General features: G+C 68.1%; 20 protein-coding genes. 11 read left to right on the forward strand and 9 right to left on the reverse strand.

Going from position 1 to position 25,684, the window contains the following annotated elements; translation table 11 throughout:
* The first annotated feature begins 239 nt into the window (after window positions 1-239).
* Entirely contained in the window at window positions 240-2,093 is a 1,854-nt protein-coding gene (locus tag AC0IXR_RS21380; RefSeq protein ID WP_311276313.1) for a cation:proton antiporter domain-containing protein, read from the forward strand.
* A 232-nt stretch (window positions 2,094-2,325) separates the two neighbouring features.
* On the opposite strand, the gene AC0IXR_RS21385 is transcribed toward AC0IXR_RS21380, so the two are convergent.
* Entirely contained in the window at window positions 2,326-2,784 is a 459-nt protein-coding gene (locus AC0IXR_RS21385; RefSeq protein ID WP_471762086.1) for a hypothetical protein, read from the reverse strand.
* Window positions 2,785-3,095: 311 nt separating this feature from the next.
* On the opposite strand from AC0IXR_RS21385, the gene AC0IXR_RS21390 reads away from it, so the two are divergent.
* Together AC0IXR_RS21390 and AC0IXR_RS21395 are read left to right on the forward strand one after the other, a co-directional pair.
* Entirely contained in the window at window positions 3,096-4,271 is a 1,176-nt protein-coding gene (locus AC0IXR_RS21390) for a vWA domain-containing protein (RefSeq protein ID WP_311276312.1), read from the forward strand.
* Entirely contained in the window at window positions 4,268-4,720 is a 453-nt protein-coding gene (locus AC0IXR_RS21395; protein WP_471762088.1) for a bleomycin resistance protein, read from the forward strand. Before AC0IXR_RS21390 ends, AC0IXR_RS21395 begins: the two co-directional genes overlap by 4 nt.
* On the opposite strand, the gene AC0IXR_RS21400 is transcribed toward AC0IXR_RS21395, so the two are convergent.
* Entirely contained in the window at window positions 4,698-5,018 is a 321-nt protein-coding gene (locus tag AC0IXR_RS21400; RefSeq protein ID WP_056426135.1) for a 2Fe-2S iron-sulfur cluster-binding protein, read from the reverse strand. The two genes, AC0IXR_RS21395 and AC0IXR_RS21400, sit on opposite strands and share 23 nt — an antisense overlap.
* Window positions 5,019-5,176: 158 nt before the next feature.
* Window positions 5,177-5,503, reverse strand: coding sequence for an Hpt domain-containing protein (locus tag AC0IXR_RS21405; protein WP_471762090.1), 327 nt, complete (start codon window positions 5,501-5,503; stop codon window positions 5,177-5,179).
* Window positions 5,504-5,795: 292 nt separating this feature from the next.
* Between AC0IXR_RS21405 and AC0IXR_RS21410 the strand changes: the two genes are divergently transcribed.
* Window positions 5,796-13,985, forward strand: a complete 8,190-nt coding sequence (locus tag AC0IXR_RS21410) for an apolipoprotein A-IV repeat region-like domain-containing protein (RefSeq protein WP_471762092.1) — start codon at window positions 5,796-5,798, stop codon at window positions 13,983-13,985.
* A 64-nt stretch (window positions 13,986-14,049) separates the two neighbouring features.
* Here AC0IXR_RS21410 and AC0IXR_RS21415 read toward each other — a convergent pair whose 3' ends face one another.
* Both AC0IXR_RS21415 and AC0IXR_RS21420 read right to left on the reverse strand, forming a co-directional pair.
* Window positions 14,050-14,490 (reverse strand): DUF1489 family protein, encoded by a 441-nt coding sequence (locus AC0IXR_RS21415; RefSeq protein WP_471762094.1) that lies wholly within the window; start codon window positions 14,488-14,490, stop codon window positions 14,050-14,052.
* Window positions 14,491-14,542: 52 nt separating this feature from the next.
* The gene (locus AC0IXR_RS21420; RefSeq protein ID WP_471762095.1) at window positions 14,543-15,622 is read right to left on the reverse strand and encodes a hypothetical protein; all 1,080 of its coding nucleotides are present in this window, start codon (window positions 15,620-15,622) and stop codon (window positions 14,543-14,545) included.
* A 168-nt stretch (window positions 15,623-15,790) separates the two neighbouring features.
* Here AC0IXR_RS21420 and AC0IXR_RS21425 point away from each other — a divergent pair, with 168 nt between their 5' ends.
* The 5 genes from AC0IXR_RS21425 (at window position 15,791) to AC0IXR_RS21445 (ending at window position 20,905) form a co-directional block, all read left to right on the forward strand.
* The gene (locus tag AC0IXR_RS21425) at window positions 15,791-16,984 is read left to right on the forward strand and encodes an MFS transporter (protein WP_207411672.1); all 1,194 of its coding nucleotides are present in this window, start codon (window positions 15,791-15,793) and stop codon (window positions 16,982-16,984) included.
* Window positions 16,985-17,051: 67 nt separating this feature from the next.
* The gene (locus AC0IXR_RS21430) at window positions 17,052-18,221 is read left to right on the forward strand and encodes an ABC transporter permease (RefSeq protein WP_471762097.1); all 1,170 of its coding nucleotides are present in this window, start codon (window positions 17,052-17,054) and stop codon (window positions 18,219-18,221) included.
* A gap of 14 nt (window positions 18,222-18,235) precedes the next feature.
* A complete protein-coding gene (locus AC0IXR_RS21435) occupies window positions 18,236-19,051 on the forward strand; it encodes an ABC transporter ATP-binding protein (protein ID WP_461235779.1) in 816 nt (271 codons plus the stop codon).
* Window positions 19,052-19,134: 83 nt separating this feature from the next.
* The gene (locus tag AC0IXR_RS21440; RefSeq protein WP_471762099.1) at window positions 19,135-20,217 is read left to right on the forward strand and encodes an MlaD family protein; all 1,083 of its coding nucleotides are present in this window, start codon (window positions 19,135-19,137) and stop codon (window positions 20,215-20,217) included.
* A gap of 109 nt (window positions 20,218-20,326) precedes the next feature.
* Window positions 20,327-20,905: an ABC-type transport auxiliary lipoprotein family protein gene (locus AC0IXR_RS21445; RefSeq protein WP_056426259.1), complete on the forward strand. Its 579-nt coding sequence runs from the start codon at window positions 20,327-20,329 to the stop codon at window positions 20,903-20,905.
* A gap of 65 nt (window positions 20,906-20,970) precedes the next feature.
* Here AC0IXR_RS21445 and AC0IXR_RS21450 read toward each other — a convergent pair whose 3' ends face one another.
* The 3 genes from AC0IXR_RS21450 to thiE all read right to left on the reverse strand — a co-directional run bounded on the left by AC0IXR_RS21450 (window position 20,971) and on the right by thiE (window position 23,452).
* A complete protein-coding gene (locus tag AC0IXR_RS21450) occupies window positions 20,971-21,600 on the reverse strand; it encodes a helix-turn-helix domain-containing protein (RefSeq protein WP_056426161.1) in 630 nt (209 codons plus the stop codon).
* A 106-nt stretch (window positions 21,601-21,706) separates the two neighbouring features.
* Complete coding sequence (gene thiD / locus AC0IXR_RS21455) at window positions 21,707-22,513, reverse strand: bifunctional hydroxymethylpyrimidine kinase/phosphomethylpyrimidine kinase (protein ID WP_471762101.1); 807 nt, start codon at window positions 22,511-22,513, stop codon at window positions 21,707-21,709.
* Between the two features lie 231 nt (window positions 22,514-22,744).
* Window positions 22,745-23,452: a thiamine phosphate synthase gene (gene thiE / locus AC0IXR_RS21460; RefSeq protein ID WP_471762151.1), complete on the reverse strand. Its 708-nt coding sequence runs from the start codon at window positions 23,450-23,452 to the stop codon at window positions 22,745-22,747.
* Window positions 23,453-23,604: 152 nt separating this feature from the next.
* On the opposite strand from thiE, the gene AC0IXR_RS21465 reads away from it, so the two are divergent.
* Window positions 23,605-24,177: a sugar O-acetyltransferase gene (locus tag AC0IXR_RS21465; protein WP_207411667.1), complete on the forward strand. Its 573-nt coding sequence runs from the start codon at window positions 23,605-23,607 to the stop codon at window positions 24,175-24,177.
* Window positions 24,178-24,225: 48 nt separating this feature from the next.
* Entirely contained in the window at window positions 24,226-25,260 is a 1,035-nt protein-coding gene (locus AC0IXR_RS21470; protein WP_471762102.1) for an NUDIX hydrolase, read from the forward strand.
* A 45-nt stretch (window positions 25,261-25,305) separates the two neighbouring features.
* On the opposite strand, the gene AC0IXR_RS21475 is transcribed toward AC0IXR_RS21470, so the two are convergent.
* The gene (locus AC0IXR_RS21475; RefSeq protein WP_471762103.1) at window positions 25,306-25,650 is read right to left on the reverse strand and encodes a MerR family transcriptional regulator; all 345 of its coding nucleotides are present in this window, start codon (window positions 25,648-25,650) and stop codon (window positions 25,306-25,308) included.
* Window positions 25,651-25,684 lie beyond the last annotated feature (34 nt).

A 25,684-nucleotide genomic window follows, 5' to 3' on the forward strand; every position in this document is an offset into this window, starting at 1 on the left:
TCGCAGCGCAAAACCCCTTCCGCGCCAGCGCGTCCCGCATGCATGGCTGAGTGCGGAGAGGGATGAAATCCGCATGGGCCGGCAAAAAGCAGGTTGCCCAGGCGGTACATGGGCTTGCATGCTCTCCTCGCTGCCGGCGACCCGATGGATTCCCGCGGCCGGAGTTCCCTGTGCAGAACTTCGGCTGCCCCGTCTCGGCCAGCGTCGCGCGCACCACTCTCGGGAGATTGCCCAGCTCGATGACGGACGTTCACGCCGGATCCTACAAGGAAGCGATCATCTTTCTCGTCACCGCAGGCGTGGTGGTGCCGCTGTTCCACCGGCTGCGCATCAGTCCGGTGCTGGGCTTCATCGGAGCGGGCGCGATCCTCGGGCCGTTCGGCCTGGGGCGACTGGCCGACACGGTGCCATGGGTCTCGATCTTCACCATCGGCAATCGGTCCGAGATCGCGCATCTGGCCGAATTCGGCGTGATCTTCCTGATGTTCATGATCGGCGTCGAGCTGTCATGGGAGCGGCTCCGCACCCTGCGCCGCCTCGTCTTCGGGCTCGGATCGGCCCAGGTGCTGGCCTCCTCCCTCGTCATCGGCATCATCCTGTTCGCCCTCGAAGTGCCGTTGGCCGCCTCCGTCATCGTCGGCCTGGCGCTCGCCTTGTCCTCCACCGCCGTGGTCCTGCCGGTCCTGGCCGAACAGAAGCGCCTGAACACGCCCGCGGGCCGCGCCAGCTTCGCCGTGCTGCTGTTCCAGGATCTCGCCGTGGCGCCGATGCTGTTCGCCATCGCCGTACTCGGCCGCAGCGACGGGGCGGATGTCGGCGGCGCTCTCGCCCTCGCGCTCGGACAGGCGGCCATCGCCCTCGTCCTCATCGTGGTCGCCGGCCGCCTCGCGCTACGGCCCCTGTTCCAGCTCGTGGCCCGGACCCGCTCGCCGGAACTGTTCATGGCCGCCTGCCTCCTCGTCATCGTGGCGACCGCCCTGACGGCGGCGGCGAGCGGCCTCTCGATGACGCTCGGCGCCTTCGTCGCGGGCCTGCTCCTGGCGGAGACGGAGTATCGCCGGGCGATCGAGGCGACGATCGACCCGTTCAAGGGGCTGCTGCTCGGGGTCTTCTTCGTGTCGGTGGGCATGAACCTCGACCCGGCCCAGCTGATGGCGGCGCCGAAAACCATCCTCGGCCTGTCCATCGGGCTGATCCTCATCAAGGGCGCGGTGATCCTCGTGGCGGCCCGGTTCCTCCGCATCCAGCGCGGTGTCGCGCTCGAAGCGGCGCTCCTCCTCGGCCCCGGCGGCGAATTCGCCTTCGTCCTCATCGGCGGCGCCATCGCGGGCGGGCTCGTGCCGGATGGCCTCGGCCAGGCGGCGCTGATCGTCACGACGGTGACGATGATCGCGATTCCAGGGTTGGCGAGCCTCGCGCGCCGTCTCGGCAAGCGGATGTCCCGCTCCAATCTCGGTCGCGCCCGCGCCGAGCCGGTGCCGGACAAGCAGCAGAACCGCGTCATCATCGCCGGCTACGGCCGCGTCGGACGGCAGGTCGGCGAGATGCTGGCCCGCCACAAGATCCCGTATCTCGCCCTCGATGCGGACGCGGCACGTGTCTCCGAGCACCGCCGCCTCGGCAACCCGGTCTATTTCGGCGATTCCTCCAACCCGGAACTGCTGCGGCGCTGCGACATCGCCAATGCCCGCGCCCTCGTCGTCACCCTGGACAATCCCCGGGCCGTGGAGGCCGTGGTGGAAGCGGCGCGCGCGGAGCGCCGCGACATCACCATCGTCGCCCGCGCCCGCGACGCCCGCCACGCCACGGCGCTCTACGAACTGGGCGTCGACGACGCCGTGCCCGAGACCATCGAAGCGTCCCTGCAGCTTTCGGAAGCCGTGCTGGTGGATGTGGGCGTCCCCATGGGCCTCGTCATCGCCTCGATCCACGAGCGGCGCGACGAGTACCGCGCCATGCTCAAGCGCAAGGAGACCGAGGTCAGGCCGGCTTTCCGCGCGCGGCGCACCGTAGGCAAGAACCTCGAGGCAGGAAAGGTGATGGAAGCTCGGGAAGCACCGTCGAAAGAAGAGCAGCCCGCAAAGAGCGCCTGATCGATCTGGCGAAGCGTATCGTTCCATACGAACCGCCGCGCCACTTACGTCGAAGTAGTGGATAATTCTAACGCGCGTCTGAAATCCGGCGGATCGACCAACGAATGCTCTTGCGATGGCCTGAAAGCGAAGTAGCCTCAGCTATCGACTTCGGTCGGAGACATGGTGCTGACTGGGCGATGCGGGCCGGTCGGTCAGGAATCGTGCTTGGGGCGAGCGGCACGGCAAGGGATCAGAACAAGCGGCCCTGTCCGCGCTCGGGCATGGTAGGCTTCGGCTGATCCGTCGGCGCCGCCGACGCCGGATCGCTGGATTTGGCGCGGGGACGAGCGGGAGCGCGAGCCTTCGGCTCCGATCCCGGTGAGAAGCTACAGCGATAGATGATTTCGTCGGGCGGGCCGACGCCGGTATTGAGCGGGACCGCCAGGGTGTCGCCGGAATAGCGCCAGTTGCGCGTGCCCTTGTCCCAATAGAGCCAAACCGTCGAGGGATGGCCCTTGATGGCGAAGACCGCCGCCTTCTTCGAGATAGCCTGGACGGTGCGCGGTTCGTACATGCCCTTCTGGCGATAGGCTTCTTGGAACGAGGCTGGCTGGCGCTCGATGAAGGTGTTCCTCACGATCTGAATCGTCGCGCCCGGTTTCGCCAGAAACCGCTTGAAATCACTCAAGGAGCGCAAGACGAGCGCCATAACGTCCACCCTTACTCTGCCAAATACCCCGGCCCTGACTTGACGTTCACTCTGCCTCTCAGCTGTTTGATTCCAATGACAGTGTTGAAGGTGCAACGAACACAGTTTGCGGCGATATCAACAGAATTCCCGACTTATACCCAGCTTCGTCGGTGCCGAACGACGAAAGCGCACCGCATATCCTACTGAATTCAAGATTATTTCCGTTATCCGGCTCACGACATCGGCCCGCGAACCGTGGCACCGGGACGCGCTCCCACCGATGTGGATGTGGCCTTGACCCGAGCGCCGGGATCGCGCGTTCTCCGCCCATGCTGCTGCATTTCTTCACGGCCCTGCGCGATGCCAAGGTTCCCGTCACGTTGCGGGAGCATCTCATGCTGCTCGACGCCCTGGACCGCGACCTCGCGGACAAGCGCGTGGAAGAGTTCTATCTTCTCGCCCGCGCGGCCCTGGTGAAGGACGAGCGCCATCTCGACCGGTTCGACCGGGTCTTCGGCACCGTGTTCAAGGGCATCGAGACCCTGGGCGAGGCCACGGAATCGACGGCGATCCCAGAGGAATGGCTCCGCAAGCTGGCGGAGAAGTATCTCACCGATGCCGAGAAAGCGGAGCTCAAGTCGCTCGGATGGGACAAGCTGTTCGAGACGCTGAAACAGCGGCTCGCCGAGCAGAAGGAACGCCATCAGGGCGGCAACAAGTGGATCGGTACCGGGGGAACCTCACCGTTCGGCGCCTATGGCTACAACCCCGAAGGCATCCGCATCGGCCAGGACGGCAACCGGAATTTTCGCGCGGTGAAGGTGTGGGACAAGCGCGAATTCAGGGATCTCGATGACAGCGTCGAGCTCGGCACGCGCAACATGCGGGTCGCCCTGCGCCGCCTGCGGCGCTTCGCCCGCACCGGCGCGGCCGAGGAGTTCGATCTCGACGGCACCATTCGCGAGACCGCCAATAAGGGCTATCTCGATGTTCGCCACCGGCCGGAGCGGCGCAATGCCGTGAAGCTGCTGCTCTTCCTCGATGTCGGCGGCTCGATGGACTGGCACATCGCCCTGGCGGAGGAACTGTTCTCCGCCGCCCGCGCCGAGTTCAAGCATGTGGAGCATTTCTACTTCCACAATTGCCCCTACGAGCGCGTGTGGAAGGAGAACCGCCGGCGCCACGACGAGGCGATCCCGCTTTTAGACGTCCTGCGTACCTATCCGGCCGATTACCGTGTCGTCTTCGTCGGCGACGCCTCCATGAGCCCCTACGAGATCGTCATGCAGGGTGGCTCCGTGGAGCATTGGAACGAGGAGACGGGCCAGGTCTGGCTGGAGCGGGTGCTGGAACGGTTTCCGAAATCGGTCTGGCTCAACCCGGTTCCCACCGAACACTGGGCCTATACCCAGTCGATCGGCATGATCCGTGGCATCGTGGCGAACAGGATGTTCCCACTGAACCTCGAAGGGATCGATGGCGCCATGCGGTCCCTGGTGAGATGACGGACGACCGGATGCCCCAGGGCGGGTTCGGCCCGCTCGTTCCGGAACTCGACATCGGCGACCTTCCCGCCTCGCTCGCCTTCTGGTGCGGGGCGCTCGGGTTCGCAGTGGCCTATGCCCGGCCGGAGAACGGCTTCGCCTATATCGAGCGGGGCGGAGCACAGGTGATGCTCAACCTCGTCAACGGGAACTGGCAGACGGGCCCCCTGGAACCGCCGCTCGGTCGCGGGATCAACCTCCAGATCGCGGTGGATGCACTCGATCCGATCCTGACGGCCCTGGACGCCGTGCCCTGGCCTCTGTTCCGGCCAGCCCACGAGGCCTGGTACCGGGTCGGTGAGACGGAAGTCGGCGTCAGGCAATTCCTGGTTCAGGATCCCGACGGGTATCTGCTGCGCTTCAGCGAAAGCCTCGGTCGTCGTCCGCTCAGCCTTGGCGAGCCGGCGTGATGACCTTCAGCCCGTCGAGTTCGGGCTTGATCCGAATCTGGCAGCACAGGCGGGACGTCGCACGCACGTCGGAAGCGAAATCGAGCATGTCCTGCTCCATCGGCTCGGCCGGCCCGACCGCATCGACCCAATCGGCATCGACATAGACGTGACAGGTGGCGCAGGCGCAGGCGCCGCCGCATTCGGCATCGATGCCCGGCACATTGTTGCGGATCGCCGCTTCCATGACGGTCGATCCTACGTCGGCTTCCACGGTCCTGGCCGTACCAGCATGGTCGACGTAGGTGATCTTGGGCATCAAAGACTCCAGGCTCGGACAACACGTCTGTGGCCGGTTGTGCAGCGCGACTGCCTTGAAGGCGCGGCCCATCGAATGCAAGCGTCACCGGACCTATCGCCCCACATTCCTGCGCTTACGTCGCAGATGCCGTCCCGTTCCCTCCAAGCGTGGCAAGATCAGCCAAGTGCGTCGATTTCCGCCAGGGTGGCCGTCACCGCCTCGTCGAGGCGGGCGACCGTCTCCACCGGAACCTCCCTCCCCTCGCGCAGGCGATCCTCGATGGACGCGGCGAGGTCGGCGATTGGCGCAGCGCCGATGCCCAGGGCCGAGCCCTTGAGCGTATGGGCGAGGTCGGCCCGCCGGTCCGGATCGAGATCCGCGTCGGCGATTCCGGGCATCAGCCGGCGGCACTGGCCGGCGAAGAGCCCGAGCAATTCGCGGGCGAGGTCGACGTCGCCGAATGTCTGTTCGGAGAGGTAGGCATGATCAATCAGAGGGGTCACGGGTCTCCTCGCCTTAACCGAACCGGGCGATCGGGCCCGACTCGACCAGTCTATCCACAGGAGCGGCCGAGATCGTTCGCTTCCGTTTAAGCCTTGGGGCATCATGCAGAATGCCGACGGAATGAAACCGGCGCCAAGCTTGGTAACCATTCCGTTAAGGTTTTTTGGACGGTTCGATCCACTCGGGTATCCGGGTCTCGCGCCGAGGTCTAAACTTCCTTGGTAAATTGGTAAAAATGTCGTCGATCACCGGGTGCGGCCGGCTTCGACGATCTGCGTAACGAGGCGTTGAATGGCCACGGAAAAGAAGCTCAAGGACCCGGCCGAGGCGGCTCTTTCCGCCATCGAGCAGGCCCTCAACCTGGACTTCCCCTCGACGCAGGCGGCGGAGCCCCGGGTCGAGCCGCGGCTTCCCGATGTGGGCGACAACGATCTGCTGAGCGAGCAGGGTGGCCGCCTCGCGCCCCCTCGCCTCGATCTCGACCAGCCCCTCGCTTCAGACCTGCCGCCGCCGGACCGCAACCGGCCGCGCCGCGAAGGAGGTTTGCTGCCGCCCGACCGCTCCATGGTGGCCAATGACGACCGCCAGAACATCGGCATCCTGCAGCAGACCCTGCGCGTGCGGCCGTCCGGCACGCCCTACATCGTCGCCTCGATCGTCTCCGCTGTCTGGTTCGCCGCCCTGCTCGCCCTTGCCTGGAACCAGTCGGGGGGTGAGCTGAAGGGCTTCTTCGCCGGAATGACGGCGCTTCAGGCCGCCGTCGGCGCCACCGCCATCGTCGGCCCCATCGTCCTGTTCGCGATCATGGCGATGCTCGCCGTCCGTGCGCAGGAGATGCGCCTCGTGGCCCGCGCCGTCGGCGAAGTCGCGATCCGCCTCGCCGAACCCGAGAACTTCTCCACCGATGCCGTCCTCACCATGTCGCAGACGGTCCGCCGCGAGGTCGCGGCCGTGGGCGACGGCGTCGAGCGGGCGCTCGCCCGTGCCGGCGAGCTGGAAACCCTGGTCCGCGGCGAGATCGCCACCCTGGAACGGGCCTATTCCGACAACGAGATCCGCATCCGCTCCCTGGTCGACGAGCTCGTCGCACAGCGCGAATCCATCGTCGCCAATGCGGAGCGCGTTCGCGGCGCGATCACCGGGTCGCACCAGAACCTGACCCAGGAGCTCGATGGCGCGGCCGAACGCATCGTCGCGGCGGTGACCGGCGCCGGTGAACGGGTGACCGGTGCCCTCGACGCGCGCGGCGACGCCATCACTTCGGCGCTCGGCAACCGTGGCGACGCCATCACGGCGGCCCTCGGAGAAGCCGGCGACCGCGTGGTCGGCCTCGTCACCGATCGTGGCGACGATCTGGTGCAGCGCCTTGCCAGCACCAGCGAAGGTGTGCGCAGCAGCCTGACCGAAGTCGGCAACACCCTGACGCAATCCCTGGAAAGCCGCGCGGCGGACGTTACCCTCGCCTTTGAGCGGACCGGCGGCATGCTCACCGCGACGCTGGCCGACAATGCCGGCCAGGTCGCCCGCACCCTCGCCCAGACCGGGATGGAGGTGATCGAGAGCCTGAACCGCCAGGGCAGCGAAGTTCGCCAGACCTTCGAGGAATCCGCGCGCGGCCTCGAGAACACGTTCCTCGCACGCGGCACCGAACTGACCACGACCTTCTCCAATACCGGCGGCCAGATCACCGCCCGGTTCGCCGAGACCGGCACGGCGCTCCGCGAGCATTTCGCCGCCACGGGCGCCACCATCACCGACGACATCGCCGCTCGGGGCGCGGCCCTTCGCGCTGAGATCGAAGCTGCCGGCAGCGGCGTATCCGAGACCATCGAAACCCGTACCCGCGAGGCGCAGGCGGGTCTGGCCCAGGCATCCGAGGGAATCGTCGAAACGTTCGCGGCCCGGACCACGGCCCTGCGCGACGACCTCATCCGGTCTATCGAGACCGCCGGCAGCGGGATCGACGATCGCGCCGGTCTTCTGGCCGAGCGCATCGATACGGTGGCCAACCGCCTGCACGAAACCCTCACCGTCCAGGGCGGCTCGCTCCAGAGCAACCTGACCTCCGCCGGAGAGCGCGTGGGGGATCTCGTCACCCAGCGCGCCGAGGAGGCCGCGCGGGCGATGGATGCGGCCCTGGCGGCCCTCGGCACCCATTTCGAGACCCGGGCCATGGGCACGGTGGAGAACCTCCGGGGCACCGTGGCGGGCCTCAACGGCGAGATCGACACCCGGTCGGCCGAGGCAGCGGCCGCGCTCCGCAGCAGCGGCGAGGATACGGCCTCCGTCGTCAATGCCAGCATCCGCCGCCTGACCAAGGCCGGCGAGCAGGTGGGCGGTCTCGTCACCCAGCGTGTCGAGGACGCGACCCTCACCCTGACCGGAGCCTTCGGGGTTCTCGGCAGCACCTTCGATTCCCAGTCCGGCACCGCGATCGAGAGCCTGCGCGCCGTCCTCGACACCCTGGCCAGCGAGATCGGCTCGCGGACCAGCGAGGCCGCCGACATCTTCCGCCGCAGCGCGGAGGAGACCACCGTGAGCCTCGGCGCCAGCACGGCGGAAGCCGCCCAGGCCCTGCGTCGTTCCTCGGCGAGCGCCACCGGCGAACTCGAAGCCCGCACGGTCGAGGCGGTGCAGATCTTCGAACAGCGGCTGTCCGCCACCTCTGCCGAGCTCGCCGCCCGCACACAGGAAGCCGCCGAGCTCCTCCAGCAGGCCGCCAGCGGCCTCAGCGGAGAGGTGGGTGGGCGCGCCCAGGACGCGATGGAAGCGCTGCGCCGCACCCTGTCCGAGATCGACCAGACCCTGGTCAGCCGCGCCACCGAGGCGACGGGCGCGATCGCCCGCGCGGCCGAGAATGTCGGCGGCGAACTCGCCGCCCGGATCAAGGATGTCGAGGCTTCCTTCGGCACGCATAGCCGTGGCCTCACCGACCTCATCACCACCCATGCCGAAGAGGCGCATGGCCAGCTCGCCAATACCGGCCGCGAGATCGTTCTGGCGGTGACCGCCCAGAGCGCCCGCGTCAGCGACGCCCTCGCGCAGAGCGGCGCCACCTTCGCCGACACGACGGAAAGCCGCGCGAAGGCCATCGACACCGTGCTCAACGACCGCCTCGCGGCGCTCCAGGAGACGATTGCGCGCGGCGATATCCTCGCCGACCGCATCGCCCGCGACACCTCCGCCCTCAGCGAGACCGTCACCGGCCAGCTGCAGGAGATGGACCGCGTCATCACGGTTCAGGGCAAGGCGGTGGCCGACACCATCGCCGAGCGAACCCGCGAAGCCCGCGAGACCGTGGAGAGCCAGCTCGGCGCCCTCGAGGAACGCTCCGTGAAGCGCTCCGCCGAGATCGGCGAGACCTTCACCCATCTGGTGAGCCAGATCGACGGTCAGCTCGGCTCCCGCGCCACCGCCCTCAACGAGGCCCTGATCCTGCGCACCGGCGAGATGGCGCGCATCATGGTCGAGGGTAGCCGCGACCTCGTCCAGACCCTCGATGCCCGCGCCGACGGCATGGCGCAGGACATCGCCAGCCGCAGCCTGGCCCTGGGCGATACCCTCGGTAGCCGCTCCACCGAGATCGCCGAGCGCTTCGAGCAGCAGGCGACCGACCTGTCCCGCCGCATCGAAGAGGGCGTCGGCCGCTTCGACACCAGCGTCGTCGGGCGTCTCGACACCATCGCCGCCGCGCTGGAAGAGCGCAGCCGCCTGATCGACGAGACCTTCGGCTCCCAGGCCTTCGAGGCGATCCGCCTCATCGAGAGCCGCACCCGCGCCGTGGACGAGGATCTCGCCAACCGGACCCGCGAGCTCGTCGAGATGATCGAGAGCCGGACGGGGCATGCCAACGAGGCTCTGGCCGGACAGGCGGAGGCGATCCGCTCGTCCTTCTCGCACCGCGCGGAAGCGTTGGCCGCCCTCATCGACGAGCGCACGGCCGCCATGGGCCAGGAGCTCGACGAGAAGGGACGCGTGGTCTTCGGCGCCCTCGGCACCCGTATCACCGAACTGGCGCAGCTGTTCGATCGCGGCGGCTCCTCCCTTGCGGAGCTTCTGGAACAGCGCGGCGACACCATCATCGCCCGCCTGCGCGACGTCGTCGCCGATGCGGACCGTCTGCTCAGCGAAGGCGAAGGCCGCCTCGGCTCCACCCTCCAGACGCGGACCACCGATATTGGCAGTCTGCTCGACGAGGGCGTGCGCACCGTCCACCAGCTCCTGGACAACCGGACCAACGAGATCCGGACCATGCTGGACGATCATTCCCAGGTGCTCGCCAGCAGCTTCGAAGACCGGCTGGCTCCGTTGCACGATTCGCTCGGCCAGCATGGCCGGACCTTCGTCGACACGATCGAAGCCAGCCTCGGCGGCGCGGCCGGCGCGGTGGAAGCCCGGACCCGCGACCTGGTCGCGCTGTTCGACCAGCGCATCGGCGCCCTGGACGAACTCGTGGACGGTCGCGGCGCGAGGATCGCGGAATCGGTGGAAGCCCGCACCCACGGGCTGCGGACCCTGTTCGACGACATCCTCACCGCCCTCGACGGCCTGGTGGACAGCCGCGCCGAAGCCCTCACCGACCGGGTCGATGCGCGCACCCACGCTCTGAGCGCCCTGTTCGACGAGCGCCTGCGGGCGATCGACGATCTGGTGGAGAACCGCGCGGCCGAACTCGTCCGCACCATCGACACCAAGGGCACGGCCCTCACGCAGACCGTCGACGACCGGACCCACGCGATGGGTGCCCTGTTCGACGACCGCATGCAGGCCCTCGACGCCCTCGTGGCGGAGCGTTCGGCCGATTTCGCCCGGACCATCGACACCAAGGGTACGGCCCTCACGCAGACCGTCGACGACCGGACCCACGCGATGGGCGCTCTGTTCGACGACCGCATGCAGGCCCTCGACACCCTCGTGGCGAACCGTTCGGCCGATTTCGTGCACACGCTGGACGCGAAGGGCTCCGTTCTGACCCGCTCGGTCGATGCCGGCACGGCCATGCTGAGCACGCTGTTCGACGAACGCCTGCGCGCCCTCGACGAGCTGATCGAGAACCACGCGACACAACTCATCCATACGGTGGACGAGCGCGGCGGCAGCCTCACCCGGTCCCTCGACGACCGCACCGGCTCCCTGCGCGCTCTCTTCGACGAGCGCCTGCGCGACCTCAACGCCCTCGTGGAGAACAGGACGGCGGACTTCGCCCAGACGGTGGACGACCGCGGCGGACACCTCACCCGGTCCCTCGACGACCGCACCGGCTCCCTGCGCGCCCTCTTTGACGAGCGCCTGGGCGAGCTCAACGCCCTCGTGGAGAACCGGACAGCGGAATTCGCCCGTACCATGGAGATGCAGGGCAGCTCCCTGTACCAGGCGGTGGACGATCGCACCCAGTCCATGGGGACGCTGTTCGACGAGCGCCTGCGCGCCCTCGACACCCTGGTGGACGACCGCGCGGCGGCGTTCGCCCGTACCATCGAGCATCAGGGCACGTCTCTGACCCAGGCCGTCGAGGCCGGCGCCCAGGCCATCGGCACCGTCTTCGATGAGCGCCTGCGCGCCCTCGACCATCTCGTGGACAACCGCGCCGCCGATCTGACGCAGACCATCGACAATCGCGGCATCTCCCTGAGCCAGGCGGTCGAGGCCACCGCCCAGTCCATCGCGACCGTCTTCGACGAGCGCCTGCGCGCCCTCGACCACCTCGTGGACAACCGCGCCGCCGATCTGACGCAGACCATCGACAATCGCGGCACGTCCCTCAGCCAGGCCGTCGAGGCCACCGCTCAGGCCATCGGGAATGTCTTCGATGCGCGGATGCGTGCCCTCACCGATCTCGTCGAAGACCGGACCGGCGCGTTCACCCGCACGGTGGACGATCAGGGCCAGTCACTGACCCAGTCGGTCGATGCTCGTACGCAGGCCATCGCAGCTTTGTTCGACGAGTGCCTGCGCGCCCTCGACCAGCTCGTGGACAGCCGTGCGACCGCTTTCGCTCATGCGATCGACAACCACGGCGCCGCCCTGACCCAGGCCGTGGATGCCCGCAGCGAGGCCTTCACGAACCGGATCGACAGCCGGATGAAGGTGTTCGCCTCCCTCGTCGCGTCACGCGGCGATGCTCTCGCCAATGCGTTCGACGACCGCCAGGACGCCTATGCGGCCCTGGTCGACGAGCGCAGCGCGACGATGCTCTCCGCCTTCGACGAGCGGGTGAACCGCCACGCCGCCCTCGCCCAGGCCCATGCCGATGCGCTCGCAACGGCTCTGGACCAGCGCAACGAGGCCGTGGCCGCCCTCATCGACGGGCGCAACCAGGACATGGTCGCCGGCTTCGATCGCCGCTCGACCGCCCTGGCCTCTCTGATCGAGGCGCGCGGGCAGTCCCTGGCCCGCCGGCTCGCCGAGAGCGCGGAGACTATTACCCGCGCGATCGAGGAGCGTGGGGGATCGATCGTGGAGACGATCGACACGCGCGGCACCCATATGGTCAAGGCGATGGCGACGCATTCCGAGCGCCTCCGCGAGATCGTCGAGGGGCCGGCCTCCCAGCTCGTCGCCTCCCTGGGCGAGCGCAATCAGGAGATCGCACGTATCCTCGACGAGAGCGCAAAGCCCCTCGCCGACACCTTGCGTGATCGTGTTCGGGACCTCGCCGAACAATCCGAGGCGTCCAGGAATGCCCTGCTCGCAGCGATCGACGGTGGCGCCTCCCGTGCGCTGGCGAGCCTCAACGAGGCGAGCGATCGTCTCCGCAGCGAACTCGCTGGCGTCTTGGACCGGGTCGAGGGGGCGAATTCGGCCCTGCGCGAACTCGTCACCGATGCCGGAGAGAATCTCGGCGCCATCGAGAACGGCCTGTCGGGCCGGGTCGAGCAGGTGCAGGCGACGCTCTCCGCCATCGGCACCGAGACGGAGCGCGCCAGCAGAAGCGTCGCCGAACAAGTCGACCAGCTGAAGGCCGTCGCCGAGGGCGCCCTGCGCGATGCGGCCGACCTCGCCGCCTCGCTCGATGCCCGCGGGACCTCGCTCACCGAGATCGCCCGCGCTCATTCCGGCACGCTCACCAACGCGGCCGGTTCGCTCGAAACCGTCGAGACGCGCCTCGTCGATCTTCTCGCCAGCCGCGACAAGGCGGTGGAAGAGGTGCTTACCCGCATCGAGGCGCGGTCGGGCGTCCTCGAGGAGCAGACCGCGCGGTTCGACACGCAGATGGCCGAGACCCTTCGCTCCGCCGAGGAGCGGGCACGCGGCATCGCCAGCAGCCTGTCCGATGCGGCGCAAAGCGCGGGCGCCAGTGTGACCGGAGCCTTCGAAGGCCTGCGCAAGGATGCGGGCAGCGAAGGCGAGCGGACGGCGACCGCTGTTCGCACGGCGATCTCCGGCGCATCCGAGCAGATGATGACGGTATTCGAGAGTGCGGCCGGCCGCTTCGGCGACTCGGTGGCGGGGATGCGCGAGATGGCGGCGGAGATCCGTCGCGAACTCGAAGCGACGCGGGCGGACCTGCAGCGCGGCGTTCTGGAAATCCCGCGGGAGACCCAGGAAGCCACCAGCGAGATGCGTCGGGTCGTCTCCGACCAGATCAAGGCGCTGAACGAGCTGTCCTCGCTCGTCTCCCGCTCCCGGCGCAGCGTCGACGTGACCGAGGTGGTGGCCCCTGCCCCGCGCAAGGCGGACGTCCAGCCCGTCAAGCAACAGGACGTGCAGGTCTCGGAGGTAGCTCCGGCCAAGCCGAAGCAGAATGGGGCCAACCCGGTCGCGCCACCGGTCGCCGCAAAGCCCTCCGAGCCGAAGGCCCGCGAGGACAAGTCGTCCGACGCTCGCCCGACCCAGCAGATGACGATCGTCTCCGCCCCGGCGGCCCGTGCCGGCAACCAGCCCGCCCTGCGTCCCAGCGAGACTGCGCGTGCGGGTGCCCCGTCGGGACGCGACAATCGCGGCTGGCTGTCGGACCTGCTGACGCGCGCCTCCCTCGACGACGACACGGATGGGGCCGATCCGGCGAACGCGGCCGCCGGTCCCAACGGTCAGGCCAAGCCGGACGCGACCAAGGCCGGCTCCAACAAGGCGGAGCCCGCCAAGGCCGGTTCCGCGAAACTGGAAGCGGGCAAGGGCGCTGCCGTCGACCGCAGCCGAACCGCCCTCGAGACGATCTCCAACGACATCGCCAAGATGATCGAACATCAGACGGCGGTGGAGTTGTGGGAGCGCTACCGTCGCGGTGAGCCGAACCTGTTCGATCGCCGTCTCTACACGGCGCAGGGTCGGCAGACCTTCGAGGAGATCCGCCGGCGCTACGCGGCCGATGCCGAGTTCCGCCGCACGGTGGACCGCTATGTCGGCGAGTTCGAGCGGCTCCTCGGCGAAGTCTCGAAGAACGACCGCGACTCGCGTCGTGCCGATGCCTACCTCACCTCGGAGACGGGCAAGGTCTACACGATGCTCGCCCATGCGAGCGGCCGCTTCGAAGGGGCCTGACATCCTTCGGCGACGGGGCGGCCGACGCCGCTCCGTCGTCTTGTCATGGTGAGATTGGATAAGGTCAGATCAGGCCGAGGACGGAGAGCTCGCGCCGCAGCGATTCGGGCATGTCGGCGAGGCCGTCGGCGCGACGCATGTCGAGATCGGCCGGCGCGGACCGCACCGTCAGGTAGCGCCAGCCCTGGAAGGGCCGGCATGGGCGCGGATTGACCGGGACCACGACCGAATCGAGGACGAGGCGACAGCGGCCGACGCCGTCCGTATCGGTGAAGGGCTCGATGGCCGTGATGGCCTGGCGGCAGCACAGCGTGCCCTTGATGACCCAGTAGATCGAGCCCTGCCCGGCAATAGCCGAGGCACGTTTGGGCACCATTCGGGTCACGTGGAACGTGGACGGGTCGCGCCCCGTCTGCAACGCGTCGTCCCGGTTGCGGGCGATGCGCTGTTCGAGGTCCTCGATCGTCGCGGGTCCGACGCAGAGCTTCAGGAGGTGAAGGGCCATGACGGCCCTCTTATCAGTGCCGTCGACGATGCGCGCGGGGCATTCGTCTCGCTCAGGAAAACAGGGCGAGTTTCTCTTTCTCGCTCAGTCCGTCGATATCGGCGAAGGCCGTGGCGATGTCGGTCTTCCCGGAAGCCGGCGACGTCGTCCGGTCCTCGGTGCTCTCGTCGTCGGAAACGACCTCGTCGGCCGCCTCGTCGTCGAAAGGCTCGCTCGTGTCCTCGGCGATAGCGTCCTCGGCGACGGGGTCCTCGGCGGCAACATTCTCGCCCGCCTCGGATGCGTGCGGCTCGGTGAACGGAGCCTCTTCGTCCGTCGTCGTCTCCGTGGCGGACGAAAGCGGCATGTCCGGGCTCACCGGCTCTTCCGCCTGCTCCTCGACGACGGCCTCCATCTCCCCCGTCACGTCGTCCTTCGCTTCCCGAACGCTCTCCGATCGCCCGGAATCCATGTCGATGAACCGGTCCACATCGCTCTGGTCGAGGTCCTGGGCGACAGTCGCCGCCGTCGAGCCCGGCGCCGGCGGGATCGCCTCGACCTCACCGCCCCAGATCGCGATCATCGCCGCGAGGCGCTCTTCGAGGTAGCGCAGGGTATGGATGATCCGGGCCGTGCGCTGCGCCGTCAGATCCTGGAACGAGCAGGCGGTGTAGATTTCCGTCGCCCGGCGGTCGAGCACGTCGCAAATCGTCGCATCCGCGCCGGTTTCGCGCATCGTCCAGGCGGTCTCCTGGACTTCCTCCGCAGCGCCGAGGATGTCCGACGTCGCGCGCTCGGTGGCCCGGACGATGGCGTCGAGGGCGACGGAGGCGATGCCCAGGCGACTATGGTCCTGATCCACGGTGCTGATCGCCGCGATCTCGGCCTTGGTACGGGCGATGGCATGGGCCATGTCCATCAGGTCGCCGCGCATGCGTCCGACCCGCTCGGTTTCCCGGTCGGAGGGGCGATCCGCCGTCACCGCGCTTTCCAGGCGTGAGATGGCGCCGAGCAGCATGTCCGTATCGGCACTGCGGTTGCGCCTGATATATTCGGCGAGGAACCAGCGGCCGCGTTCGCTCTCGCTCATCGCCGCTTCGATACGGTCGTATTCCGACTCATCGACCGGGGTGAGCGAACGCATGACAGACATAGAACTCGTGTCCTCGATGGTGCCTCGCGCCGTTGCGCGAAGTCGCGGGTACCAGCACCAGTAGATTGACACGATGGTTTTAACGCCCCCTTTACGGGTCGAATCATCGTCAGCGGCCGGCAACGCTTCGGCTTGAGGTCGCTTCGCCCCTCGATCGAGCGGTCCCCCTTGTCTCAATCCTCTCCGACGGAGCCGAACGCGACGCGTCTGTCGCTGCTCTATGCCGTCGTCTTCGTCGAAATCGGCATCGCCATGCCGTTCATGCCGGTCTGGCTGAAGGCGCTCGGCCTCGATGCACGGATCATCGGCGCCCTCCTGGCGCTGCCCATCGCCATGAAGATCATCGCCACGGCTCCCCTCGTGGGGCTGATCGACCGGGGCGTGGCCGCGCGCCGTCTCCTGCTGGTCGGCAGCGTGGCGGTGGCGGCGACCTATGCGCTGATGCCCGCCGGTGCCGCCATCGGCTGGCCCATCCTCGCTGTGCTCGTCGCCGTGAACGCGGCGGCCGGAGCGCCGCTGGTGCCGACCATCGACTACCTCACCCTGGCCGCCGTACGGCACAGCAAGCGGCTCGACTACGCCCGCATCCGCATGGCGGGATCCATCGGCTTCCTCATCGCCAGCCTGCTCGGGGGGGCGGCCCTCAGCGCCATGGGGGAACGCCTCGCCGTGCCGGTCCTCCTCACCGGCCTCGCCCTCGTCGCCGCGGCCACCATCTTCGCCAGCCCGGTGGAAGCTCATGTGGCGCAGCCGCGCATCGCGCCCGGCACACGCCCGAAGCTGCCCCGCGTGCTCTGGCTCTGCATCGGCGCGCAGGCGACGATCCAGGCGAGCCACGCGGCGACCTACGCCTTCGGCAGCATCCACTGGCAGGCCAGCGGGATCTCGTCCTCGTGGATCGGCGTCCTCTGGGCGACGGGTGTCGCCGCCGAGATCGTCTTCTTCGCCACCGTGGGGCGCTGGCCCGCCCATTGGCGTACGCCGTTCCGGCTCATCGGCCTCGGCGCCGCCGCGTCCCTCATCCGTGTCGTCGGCCTGTCCCTGATCGGCGGCGAGCTCGTCCCGGCCCTGTTCCTGCAGACCCTCCACGCATTCAGCTTCGGGGCGACTCAGCTCGGCGCCATGACGGCGATCTCGGCCTTCGCGCCCGATGGGGCGCGGGGGCGCGCGCAGGGCATGTCGAGCGCCGTCAATGCCTGCGCCTCGGCGAGCGCGACGATTCTCTGCGGTGTCGCCTACCAGGCCGGCGGCGGCTCGCTCGCTTTCGCCCTGATGGCGCCGCTCGCCCTGTCCGGCCTGTGCCTCGTGTCACTTTCCGCGAGAGCAGCGACACTTGCCCCCTTCACACCGCCCCGTTTGTAGGTCAGCACTCCGCCGCTTGCCGTGGGTCTTGACCAATCCGTAACCTTGATCTGCGTTTTAGTTGCGCATGAACCGGGAGTCGCGCTTCGTGCGCCACGCTGCTGCCAAGCCGAACCCTGACGCCGCCGAAGCCGAGTTTCTCGGCGAGGGCGGACGCGTGGTCCTGAGCGGTCGCTGGACGGCGGATCAGGGTGCTTCCGTGGAGAGGGCCGCCGCGCGCATCGCCAGCGACGCAAAGGGCGCTCCCATCCTCGTCGACCTGTCGAAGGTGGCGCGGCTCGACACGCTCGGCGCCTGGGTCCTGGAGCGGACCCGTGGCGAGATCGAAGCCGCGGGCGGTCGCCTCGCCTATGCGGGGGCCACGGCCGAGCACCGTATTCTGCTCGGCGAAATGATTCTGCCGGACGAGGATTATGCCGGTCCGCCCAAACGCGGCCGCTTCATGGGCTTCCTGCACGATCTCGGGGTCCGGGTCGTGGGCGCGAAATCCGACATGGTCAGCGGCCTCGCCTTCCTCGGGGAGGTGGTGACCGCCTGTATCCGCGTCGCCTCGCGGCCGAGCACCTTCCGCGGCACGGCCCTGGTCAACCAGCTCGAACAGGTCGCCTTTCGGGGCGTACCGATCATCATGCTGATCTCGTTCCTGGTCGGCGGCATCGTCGCGCAGCAGGGCATCTTCCAGCTTCAGCGCTTCGGGGCGCAGAGCTTCGTCGTCAACCTGATCGGCCTGCTCATCCTGCGCGAACTCGGCGTGCTCCTCACCTCGATCATGGTGGCGGGGCGTTCCGGCTCGGCCTTCACCGCCGAAATCGGCTCGATGCGGATGCGCGAGGAGGTGGATGCCCTGCGGGTGATGGGCCTCGATCCCATCGAGATCCTCATCGTCCCGCGCATCCTGGCGCTGGTGATCGGCCTGCCGATCCTCGCCTTCCTCGCCTCGCTGGCGGCCCTGGCCGGGGGCGGCCTCACCGCCTCGCTCTACGGCGGCATGACGATCGACGCGTTCCTGGCGCGGCTCCAGGCCGCCGTGTCCTTCCACCACGTGGCGGTCGGCCTCATCAAGGCGCCGTTCATGGCCCTCATCATCGGCATCATCGCCACGATCGAAGGTTTCGCCGTCGAAGGATCGGCGGAATCGCTCGGACGTCACGTCACGGCCTCAGTCGTGAAGTCTATCTTCATGGTCATCGTACTGGATGGACTTTTCGCCGTGTTCTTCGCGACCATCGATTTTTGATCGCCGTGAACCAGATGTCCCCGCCCCCCGCGCCGTTCGACCGCGCCCCACCTCGCGACGTCATCATCGGCGTGCGCGACCTCGTGGTCGGCTTCGGCAGCAAGATCGTGATGAAAGGGCTCGACCTCGACATCTATCGCGGCGAGATCCTCGGCTTCGTCGGCCCGTCCGGGCAGGGCAAGTCGGTCCTGACCCGGACGATCCTCGGCCTGGTGCCGAAGCGCTCCGGCACGATCGAGGTGTTCGGCGAGGACGTCGACACCATGACCATGGCCCGCCGCCGGCAGATCGAGCAGCGCTGGGGCGTGCTGTTCCAGCAGGGCGCCTTGTTCTCGGCGCTCACGGTGAAGCAGAACATCCAGATGCCGATGCGCGAGCACCTGAACCTGTCCGAGCGCCTGCTCGACGAGTTCGCGCGCCTCAAGATCGAGATGGTGGGCTTGAAGCCCGATGCGGCCGACAAGCTCCCCTCCGAATTGTCGGGCGGCATGATCAAGCGCGCGGCGTTGGCCCGGTCTCTCGCCCTCGACCCCGAAATCCTGTTCCTCGACGAGCCGACTTCGGGCCTCGACCCGATCGGCGCCGGGGAGTTCGACGAACTCGTCGCTACCCTGAAACAGACGCTGGGGCTCACCGTCTTCATGGTGACGCACGATCTCGACAGTCTCTACACGGCCTGCGACCGCATCGCGGCGCTCGGCGACGGCCAGATCATCGCGCAGGGGCCGATCGACGCCATGCTGGCGAGCGACCACCCCTGGCTGCGCTCGTATTTCCACGGCAAGCGCGCCCGCGCGATCGTCACCGGCGGGGCAAACGCCCATGTTTGAACGAATTCACACGCTGACGGCCCGCCGATTGCGTGCCGTGGCGCACCGCACGGGCGCTGCCCATCCGGAGTACGACTGATCCGATGGAGACTCGTGCGAACTACGCCCTCGTCGGGGCTTTCACACTCGCGGTCGTCGTGGCGGCCTTCGGTTTCGTGTTCTGGCTCCAGGGCGGATCGCGCAGTCAGGTGCGCGAGAGCGTGCGCATCGTCTTCTCGGGCAGCGTCGGCGGCCTCGCCAAGGGTTCGACCGTGGCCTTCAACGGCATCAAGGTCGGTGAGGTGATGGATGTCCGCCTGCTGCCGCAGGACCCTCGCCGGGTCGTCGCGATGGTGGAGGTCGAACGGACCACGCCCCTGCGCGCCGACACCCGGGCCCGCCTCGATTCCGCGATGCTGACCGGCGTCTCCACCATCTCGCTCTCCGGCGGCAACGCCGATTCGCCGCCCCTGACGCCGGGTTCGGGCGACCAGACACCCACGATCTTCGCCGACAGTTCCGACATCCAGGACATGATGGCGGCGGCCAAGCAGATCGCGCAGCGTGCAGACGACGTGTTGCAGCGCCTCGACAAGCTGGTGGCCGGCAACGAGGGCGCCATCACCCGCACCCTCGCCAACGTCGAATCCTTTTCCAAGACCCTGAACGATGCCGCGCCTGCGGTGAGTTCGCTGGTGAAGGCCATCGACGGGCAGAAGCTCAACCGCGTCATCGACAATGCCGAGCGCTTCTCCGCCGCGCTCAGCACCGCGAGCCCCGACATCGAGGGTGCGGTGAAGGACGCGCGCTCGCTTGCCGGCAAGCTCAACGCCTCGGCCGACCGGGTCGACAACGTGCTGAAGGGGGCCGAAAGCTTCCTCGGCTCTGCCTCGGGCCAAGCCGGGAGCAGCACCTTCGCCGAAGTCCGCGAGGCGGCGATCTCCGTGCGCGATGCCGGCAAGGCCTTCCGCACCCTGTCGGAGAATCTGGACAAGCGCACCTCCACCATCGCGTCGAGCTTCAGCCGCCTCAGCGGGACCGGACGGCGCGAGGTCGAAGCCCTCTCCTCGGATGGCCAGCGCACCCTCAACACTCTCAACCGGACGGTGAAAAGCTTGGAGCGCGACCCGTCGCAGGTCATCTTCGGCGGCAAGCCATCGTTGCCAGAATACAACGGTGGCCGCTGAACCCGGCAAAGCCTAGCCGCATGTGTCCGGCGTCACGGCACGGAAACCGCTATGGCGTAGTTTACGGTTGCGCTTCTTGCAGCGCTGCACAGGTTTCCAGGCCCTTCGGATGACGTTTCGCTCGCATGCCCTGGCGCTCGCCTGCCTCTCCGCCCTGCTCGGCGGTTGTGGCGGCGGCGCGCCCATGACCTTCGACCTCGCCGCCCTGCCGAGTTCCGGCCGGCCGAGCGTGGCGGCGCGGTCGATCTCGGTGGCCGAGCCCGTCGGCCTCCAGCCCTTCGAGCAGGATCGCATCATCGTTCGTCAGGCCGGCGGCGCCCTGTCGTTCCTCGGCGGCGGACAATGGGCCGACCGCCTGCCGCGCCTCGTCCAGACACGGCTGATCCAGAGCCTCGAAAATTCCGGACGCCTGAAATCAGTGAGCCGCCCCGGCGACAAGATCGTGGCCGATTACGCGCTCATCAGCGAGATCCGCGCGTTCGACATCGCGTCAGGCTCGGGCGAAGCGGTGGTGGATATCTCGGCCAAGCTCATCACCGACGGAACCGGCAAGGTCGTCGCCGCCCGCATCTTCACCGCGCGCGTGCCGGTGGCCAAGGTCGAGGCGGGCAACGCCGCCATCGGTCTCGATGCCGCTCTCAGCGTCGTGCTCGCCGACATCGTCCGCTGGGTCAATTCCGGGCATTGACCGTCGTGTCGCGGTACTCCCCGTGGAGTACCGCAGGTCGAGACGGGTAAAGACGCTCGGCGTCCCTACTCCATCACCGCCGCTTTCATGATCACGACCATGATCGCCTTGGCGGGTTCCGTACCGACGCAGCGCACCGTGTGCGGCCTGTCGCAGCGATAGCGCAGCGTCTCGCCCACCCGCGCCCGCTGGAAGGTACCGGCGACCTCGACTTCGAGCGAACCCTCGGTGACGGTGAGGGATTCCACCGAGCCGCGCTGGTGCGGATCGGAATCGAGGACGCCGCCCGGATCGGCCGTGACCTCGTACCATTGCAGCCATTCCACCGTCTTGATCCAGCCGACGATCGCCAGACGGATCTTGCCGTCGTCGGAGAGCAGAATCGGCGTGTCGGCGCGCGACGTCTTCTCGATGAACGGCTCTTCGTCGCTGGTCGCGAGAACGCGTTCGATGGAGACGTCGAGGGCCTGGCTCAGGCGCCAGATGGTCGCCAGGGTCGGGTTGGTCTCGTTGCGCTCGATCTGGCTGATGATCGATTTCGCCACGCCGGACTGCTCGGCGAGCTCGGAGAGTGAAAGGTTGTAGGCCTTGCGCAGCCGCTGGATGGTCTTGCCGAGCTGGCCCGAGAGAACCTGTGCTCCGTTCAGGATATCCCGCTGCCGTCCCCGTTCGGGCGTCGTCGCCTGATCTTGCATTGTCCCAGAACCTATCGCGTCGTTCCGTACATCGAACGATCGTGCGGTACTTCAAACGCAATCAGGCATCCGATGCAAGGCGAAGGAGGCCAACTTCTCCCTCGTGTCAGTGCCAAAGGGCGTGGAAATGATGGACCGGTCCGTGCCCTCGTCCCACCGTCACGGAATTGGACGCGGCGATGGCGGCGGTGACGTAGCGTTTGGCCTGGGTGACGGCCTCCGTCAGGGAGAGGCCACGGGCCAAGCCCGCCGCCACGGCCGAGGACAGGGTGCAGCCGGTGCCGTGCGTGTTGCGGGTGTCGAGGCGCGCCGATGCGAAGCGCCGCAGCGTCCCGTCGGCGCTCATGAGATGGTCGACGCTCTCGGTGCCCTCCGCATGGCCGCCCTTGATGAGAACGGCGCGGGCCCCCATCGCCAGCAGCTTGCGTCCCTGCACGACCGCCTCGTTCTCGCTCTGCGCCACGGAGGCTCCGATTAGGGTCGCGGCCTCGGGCAGATTCGGCGTCACCAGATCGGCGAGGGGTAGGAGGTGCCGGCGCATGGCGTCCACCGCCTCGTCCGAGATGAGACGATCACCGCTCGTCGCCACCATGACGGGATCGAGGATGATCGGGATGCCGGACGCATGACGGGTAAGTCCGGCGGCCACGGCCTCGATCACCGCGGGCTTCGACAGCATGCCGATCTTCACCGCCTTGACGGTGAGATCGGAGAAGACGCTATCGATCTGGGCGGCGATGAAATCGGCCGGCACGTCGTGGATGGCCTGGACGCCGAGGGTGTTCTGCGCCGTGAGCGCGGTGATGATGCTGGCGCCATAGACCTTGAGTGCCGCGAAGGTCTTGAGATCGGCCTGTATACCGGCGCCGCCGCTGGAATCGGAGCCCGCTATGGTCACGGCGATGGGTGTCATGGCGTGTCTCGTCCCTTGCGTTGCGGCAACCCTAAACCATCGTCCGGAACGAGGGAATCCGGCTCGATTGAAAATGATTTTAAAACAGAGACTTAGAGAATTTTACCGCTCATTCGCCCGGCTCGCTGCCTAGAGCGCTCTCCGCCAAAGCGGATGCCGGTTCGGCAAAAAAGAGCGCGGCGAAACAAAGGTCTCGAGATGTGCCCTGACCCAACGTGATCGGGCGCAGCTCTAGACGGCCGCGCCCCTCGCCGCGAGGGCCGAATCCACCCGGAAGCGCAGGTCCCTGGCGCGCGCCTCCACCTCCTCGGCGGAAAACAGTGCGGAGATCAGGGCGATGCCGTCGGCGCCCGCCGCGATGATGGCGGCGGCGTTACTGCCGTCGATCCCGGCGATGGCCCCCACCGGAAAACCTGTGCCCCGGGCGAGGCGCGCCCGGAAGGCGATGCGGGAGAAACCGTCGAGCCCGACGGGCGGGTCGGGATTGTCCTTGCTCGTCGTGGCGAAGACGCCGCCGATGCAGGCATAATCCACGGGGAGGCGATAGAGCTCGTCGGCCTGAGCCGCCGATTTGAGAGTCAGTCCGATGATGGAGCGCGGGCCGAGAATGCGGCGCGCATCCGCCGGGTGCAGGTCCGACTGGCCGAGATGCACGCCCTCGGCCTCGGCAGCCAGAGCGAGATCGCAGCGATCGTTGACGAGGAGCGGCACCCCGGTGCCCGCGATGGCCGCGCGGATGGCGCGGATGCGCGCCAGCGAATCGCGCGCGTTCTCGATGGACTTCTCCCGGTATTGAAGAAGGGTACATCCGCCCGAGACGGCCTCGGCAGCCATATCGGCGAGGTCGTCGCCGTCATCGCCACAGACGTCCACGTCGAGGATACCGTAGAGCCTCACGTCGACCGGCACGGTCGAGCCCAAGGCGGTGTCGCGTCCGATCACGTCGTTCCTCCGGTAAGCCCGAGCGCCCAGGTTCGAGCGGCGGCAATCTAAACGGGTGGCCGTGCCACGCAAAGCCGATCCGCACCGCTTCGCTTGCCGGCCCCGGCCCATCGGCCTACTCCCCGCCTCGACGAAGCACGGAGATTGGCATGACCACCGAAGCCGGGCGCACGCCGAAGCAGAAGATGATCGCGGGGGAACTCTACCACCCCGACGACGCGGAACTCGGTGCCGACCTGCGCGCCTGCCAGGTCTGGCTCGCGCGCTACAACGCCATGCTCGGCCGCCCCGCCGACGAGCGCCGGGTTCTGCTGCGCGAGACGTTGGCCAATGTCGGCGACGGGGCGGTGATCCGGCCGCCGTTCCATTGCGATTACGGCTTCAACATCAGCATCGGCGCCCACGTCTTCCTGAACTTCAACTGCGTCATCCTCGATTGCACCACGGTGACGATCGGCGACCGCACGCAAATCGGGCCGGGCGTCCAACTCCTCACGGCGGACCATCCCCGCGAGGCGGAGGCGCGCGAGGCCGGGCTGGAATTCGCGCGTCCCATCGCCATCGGCCGCAACGTCTGGATCGGCGGCGGCGCACTGATCCTGCCCGGCGTCACGGTGGGCGACCATGCGATCATCGGGGCCGGCGCCGTCGTCACCCGCGACGTGGCGCCCGGCGCGACAGTCGTCGGCAACCCGGCGCGACCGGTACCCGCCAAGGTGTGAGGCGACGCGCGCATCCTTTCGCGCGTTGATTCCGGCAGGCAATCTGCCATGAGACCCATTCACGGACCGGGGGGCGGACAGGTGACGAGGGGGCAGGACGGATTTGCAGCGGAGGCGGCCGATGCGCTTCCCAATCCGTCGGCGGTCGGGCTCGTCGCCGTCATCGTCGCGGCGACGGATGGCGAGCCGCGCGCCCTCACCGTGAAGGTGCCGGGCCAGGCCGCGAGCCGCGAGACCGGATTGCCGTCAGGTCCCCTCGTGCCGGAGCACCCTACGCTGGAACGCGGTCTGCGCGCCTGGGTGGAGCGCCAGACCCAGCAGCGCCTCGGCTATGTGGAGCAGCTCTACACGTTCGGAGACCGCGACCGGCAGGGCGACGATTCGGGCGGCCTTCACTCTTTGTCCGTGGCCTATCTCGCTCTGGTCCGCGAGATGCGGTCGGCGGCGCTCGCCGAGGCGTCGTGGCACAATTGGTACGCCTTCCTTCCCTGGGAGGATTGGCGCGCGGGCCGGCCCGGGACCCTGGACGAGATCGAGGCCAAGCTCCTGGCCTGGGCGACCGGGACGTCCGATGCCAAGGTCAGGCGGCGGCGTGAGGACAGGCTCGGCCTCACCTTCGGCATCGGCGGCGGGGCCTGGAACGAGGAGCGCGTGCTCGAACGCTACGAACTCCTGTTCGAGGCCGGTCTGATCCCCGAAGCGCGGGGACAGGCCGGGGAAGCGAATGCCACCGAATTCGCCACGACGGGCCGGCCCATGACGTTCGATCACCGCCGGGTGCTCGCCACGGCGATCGGACGCTTGCGTGGCAAGATCAAGTATCGCCCCGTGGTGTTCGAGCTGATGCCGCCGACCTTCACCCTGTTCCAGCTGCAGCGCACCGTGGAGGCGCTGTCGGGCGCCAATCTCCACAAGCAGAATTTCCGTCGACTCGTCGCCCAGCAGGGACTGGTGGAGGAGACCGACGAAGTCACCAGCGGCGCCGCAGGGCGGCCTGCCCGCCTCGTCCGCTTCCGCCGTGAAGTGCTGTTGGAGCGCCCCGCGCCGGGGTTCCGGCTGACCCCTTCGCGACGGTCGCCCTGAGGCATCGCGTGTCGGCCCTGGCAATGCGGCAATCGCTGGCGGGCCCTACATCGCCGCCAGGATCGATTTCAGCATGGCGCGACTCGTCTCGAGCGCCGTGATGCGCTCGTCCACCTCGCCGATGTGCCGGCGTAACGTTTGCCGAAGCTCGTCGCAGGGTTCGAATGCGCCGCGCCCGGCGAGCGCGCAGGGCAGGAACACGCGGATGACCGGCAAGGTCATTCCGGCCGCGCCGAGCGTCCTGATCCGCCGGACGGTTTCCTCGTCCAGCGGCGTGTAATCGCGATACCCGGAGGCGGTGCGCTCCGGCGCGAGCAGCCCCTCTCCTTCGTAATAGCGCAGCATGCGCACGCTGACGCCCGTGCGCTTCGATAGCGTCCCAATCCGCATTGGCCGTTGACCCTGACAGTGCTGTCACGGATTA

The organism is Methylobacterium sp. AC832, assembly GCF_979256025.1.

What these genes read in the sequence shown, in the direction of transcription:
- AC0IXR_RS21470 (WP_471762102.1), top strand. Translation starts at nt 24,226, where the DNA reads ATGAGACCCATTCACGGACCGGGGGGCGGACAGGTGACGAGGGGGCAG.
- AC0IXR_RS21400 (WP_056426135.1), bottom strand. Translation starts at nt 5,018, where the DNA reads ATGCCCAAGATCACCTACGTCGACCATGCTGGTACGGCCAGGACCGTG.
- AC0IXR_RS21430 (WP_471762097.1), top strand. Translation starts at nt 17,052, where the DNA reads ATGAACCGGGAGTCGCGCTTCGTGCGCCACGCTGCTGCCAAGCCGAAC.
- AC0IXR_RS21380 (WP_311276313.1), top strand. Translation starts at nt 240, where the DNA reads ATGACGGACGTTCACGCCGGATCCTACAAGGAAGCGATCATCTTTCTC.
- AC0IXR_RS21395 (WP_471762088.1), top strand. Translation starts at nt 4,268, where the DNA reads ATGACGGACGACCGGATGCCCCAGGGCGGGTTCGGCCCGCTCGTTCCG.
- AC0IXR_RS21440 (WP_471762099.1), top strand. Translation starts at nt 19,135, where the DNA reads ATGGAGACTCGTGCGAACTACGCCCTCGTCGGGGCTTTCACACTCGCG.
- AC0IXR_RS21465 (WP_207411667.1), top strand. Translation starts at nt 23,605, where the DNA reads ATGACCACCGAAGCCGGGCGCACGCCGAAGCAGAAGATGATCGCGGGG.
- AC0IXR_RS21435 (WP_461235779.1), top strand. Translation starts at nt 18,236, where the DNA reads ATGTCCCCGCCCCCCGCGCCGTTCGACCGCGCCCCACCTCGCGACGTC.
- AC0IXR_RS21385 (WP_471762086.1), bottom strand. Translation starts at nt 2,784, where the DNA reads ATGGCGCTCGTCTTGCGCTCCTTGAGTGATTTCAAGCGGTTTCTGGCG.
- AC0IXR_RS21450 (WP_056426161.1), bottom strand. Translation starts at nt 21,600, where the DNA reads ATGCAAGATCAGGCGACGACGCCCGAACGGGGACGGCAGCGGGATATC.
- AC0IXR_RS21410 (WP_471762092.1), top strand. Translation starts at nt 5,796, where the DNA reads ATGGCCACGGAAAAGAAGCTCAAGGACCCGGCCGAGGCGGCTCTTTCC.
- AC0IXR_RS21475 (WP_471762103.1), bottom strand. Translation starts at nt 25,650, where the DNA reads ATGCGGATTGGGACGCTATCGAAGCGCACGGGCGTCAGCGTGCGCATG.
- thiD (WP_471762101.1), bottom strand. Translation starts at nt 22,513, where the DNA reads ATGACACCCATCGCCGTGACCATAGCGGGCTCCGATTCCAGCGGCGGC.
- AC0IXR_RS21415 (WP_471762094.1), bottom strand. Translation starts at nt 14,490, where the DNA reads ATGGCCCTTCACCTCCTGAAGCTCTGCGTCGGACCCGCGACGATCGAG.
- AC0IXR_RS21390 (WP_311276312.1), top strand. Translation starts at nt 3,096, where the DNA reads ATGCTGCTGCATTTCTTCACGGCCCTGCGCGATGCCAAGGTTCCCGTC.
- AC0IXR_RS21420 (WP_471762095.1), bottom strand. Translation starts at nt 15,622, where the DNA reads ATGTCTGTCATGCGTTCGCTCACCCCGGTCGATGAGTCGGAATACGAC.
- AC0IXR_RS21445 (WP_056426259.1), top strand. Translation starts at nt 20,327, where the DNA reads ATGACGTTTCGCTCGCATGCCCTGGCGCTCGCCTGCCTCTCCGCCCTG.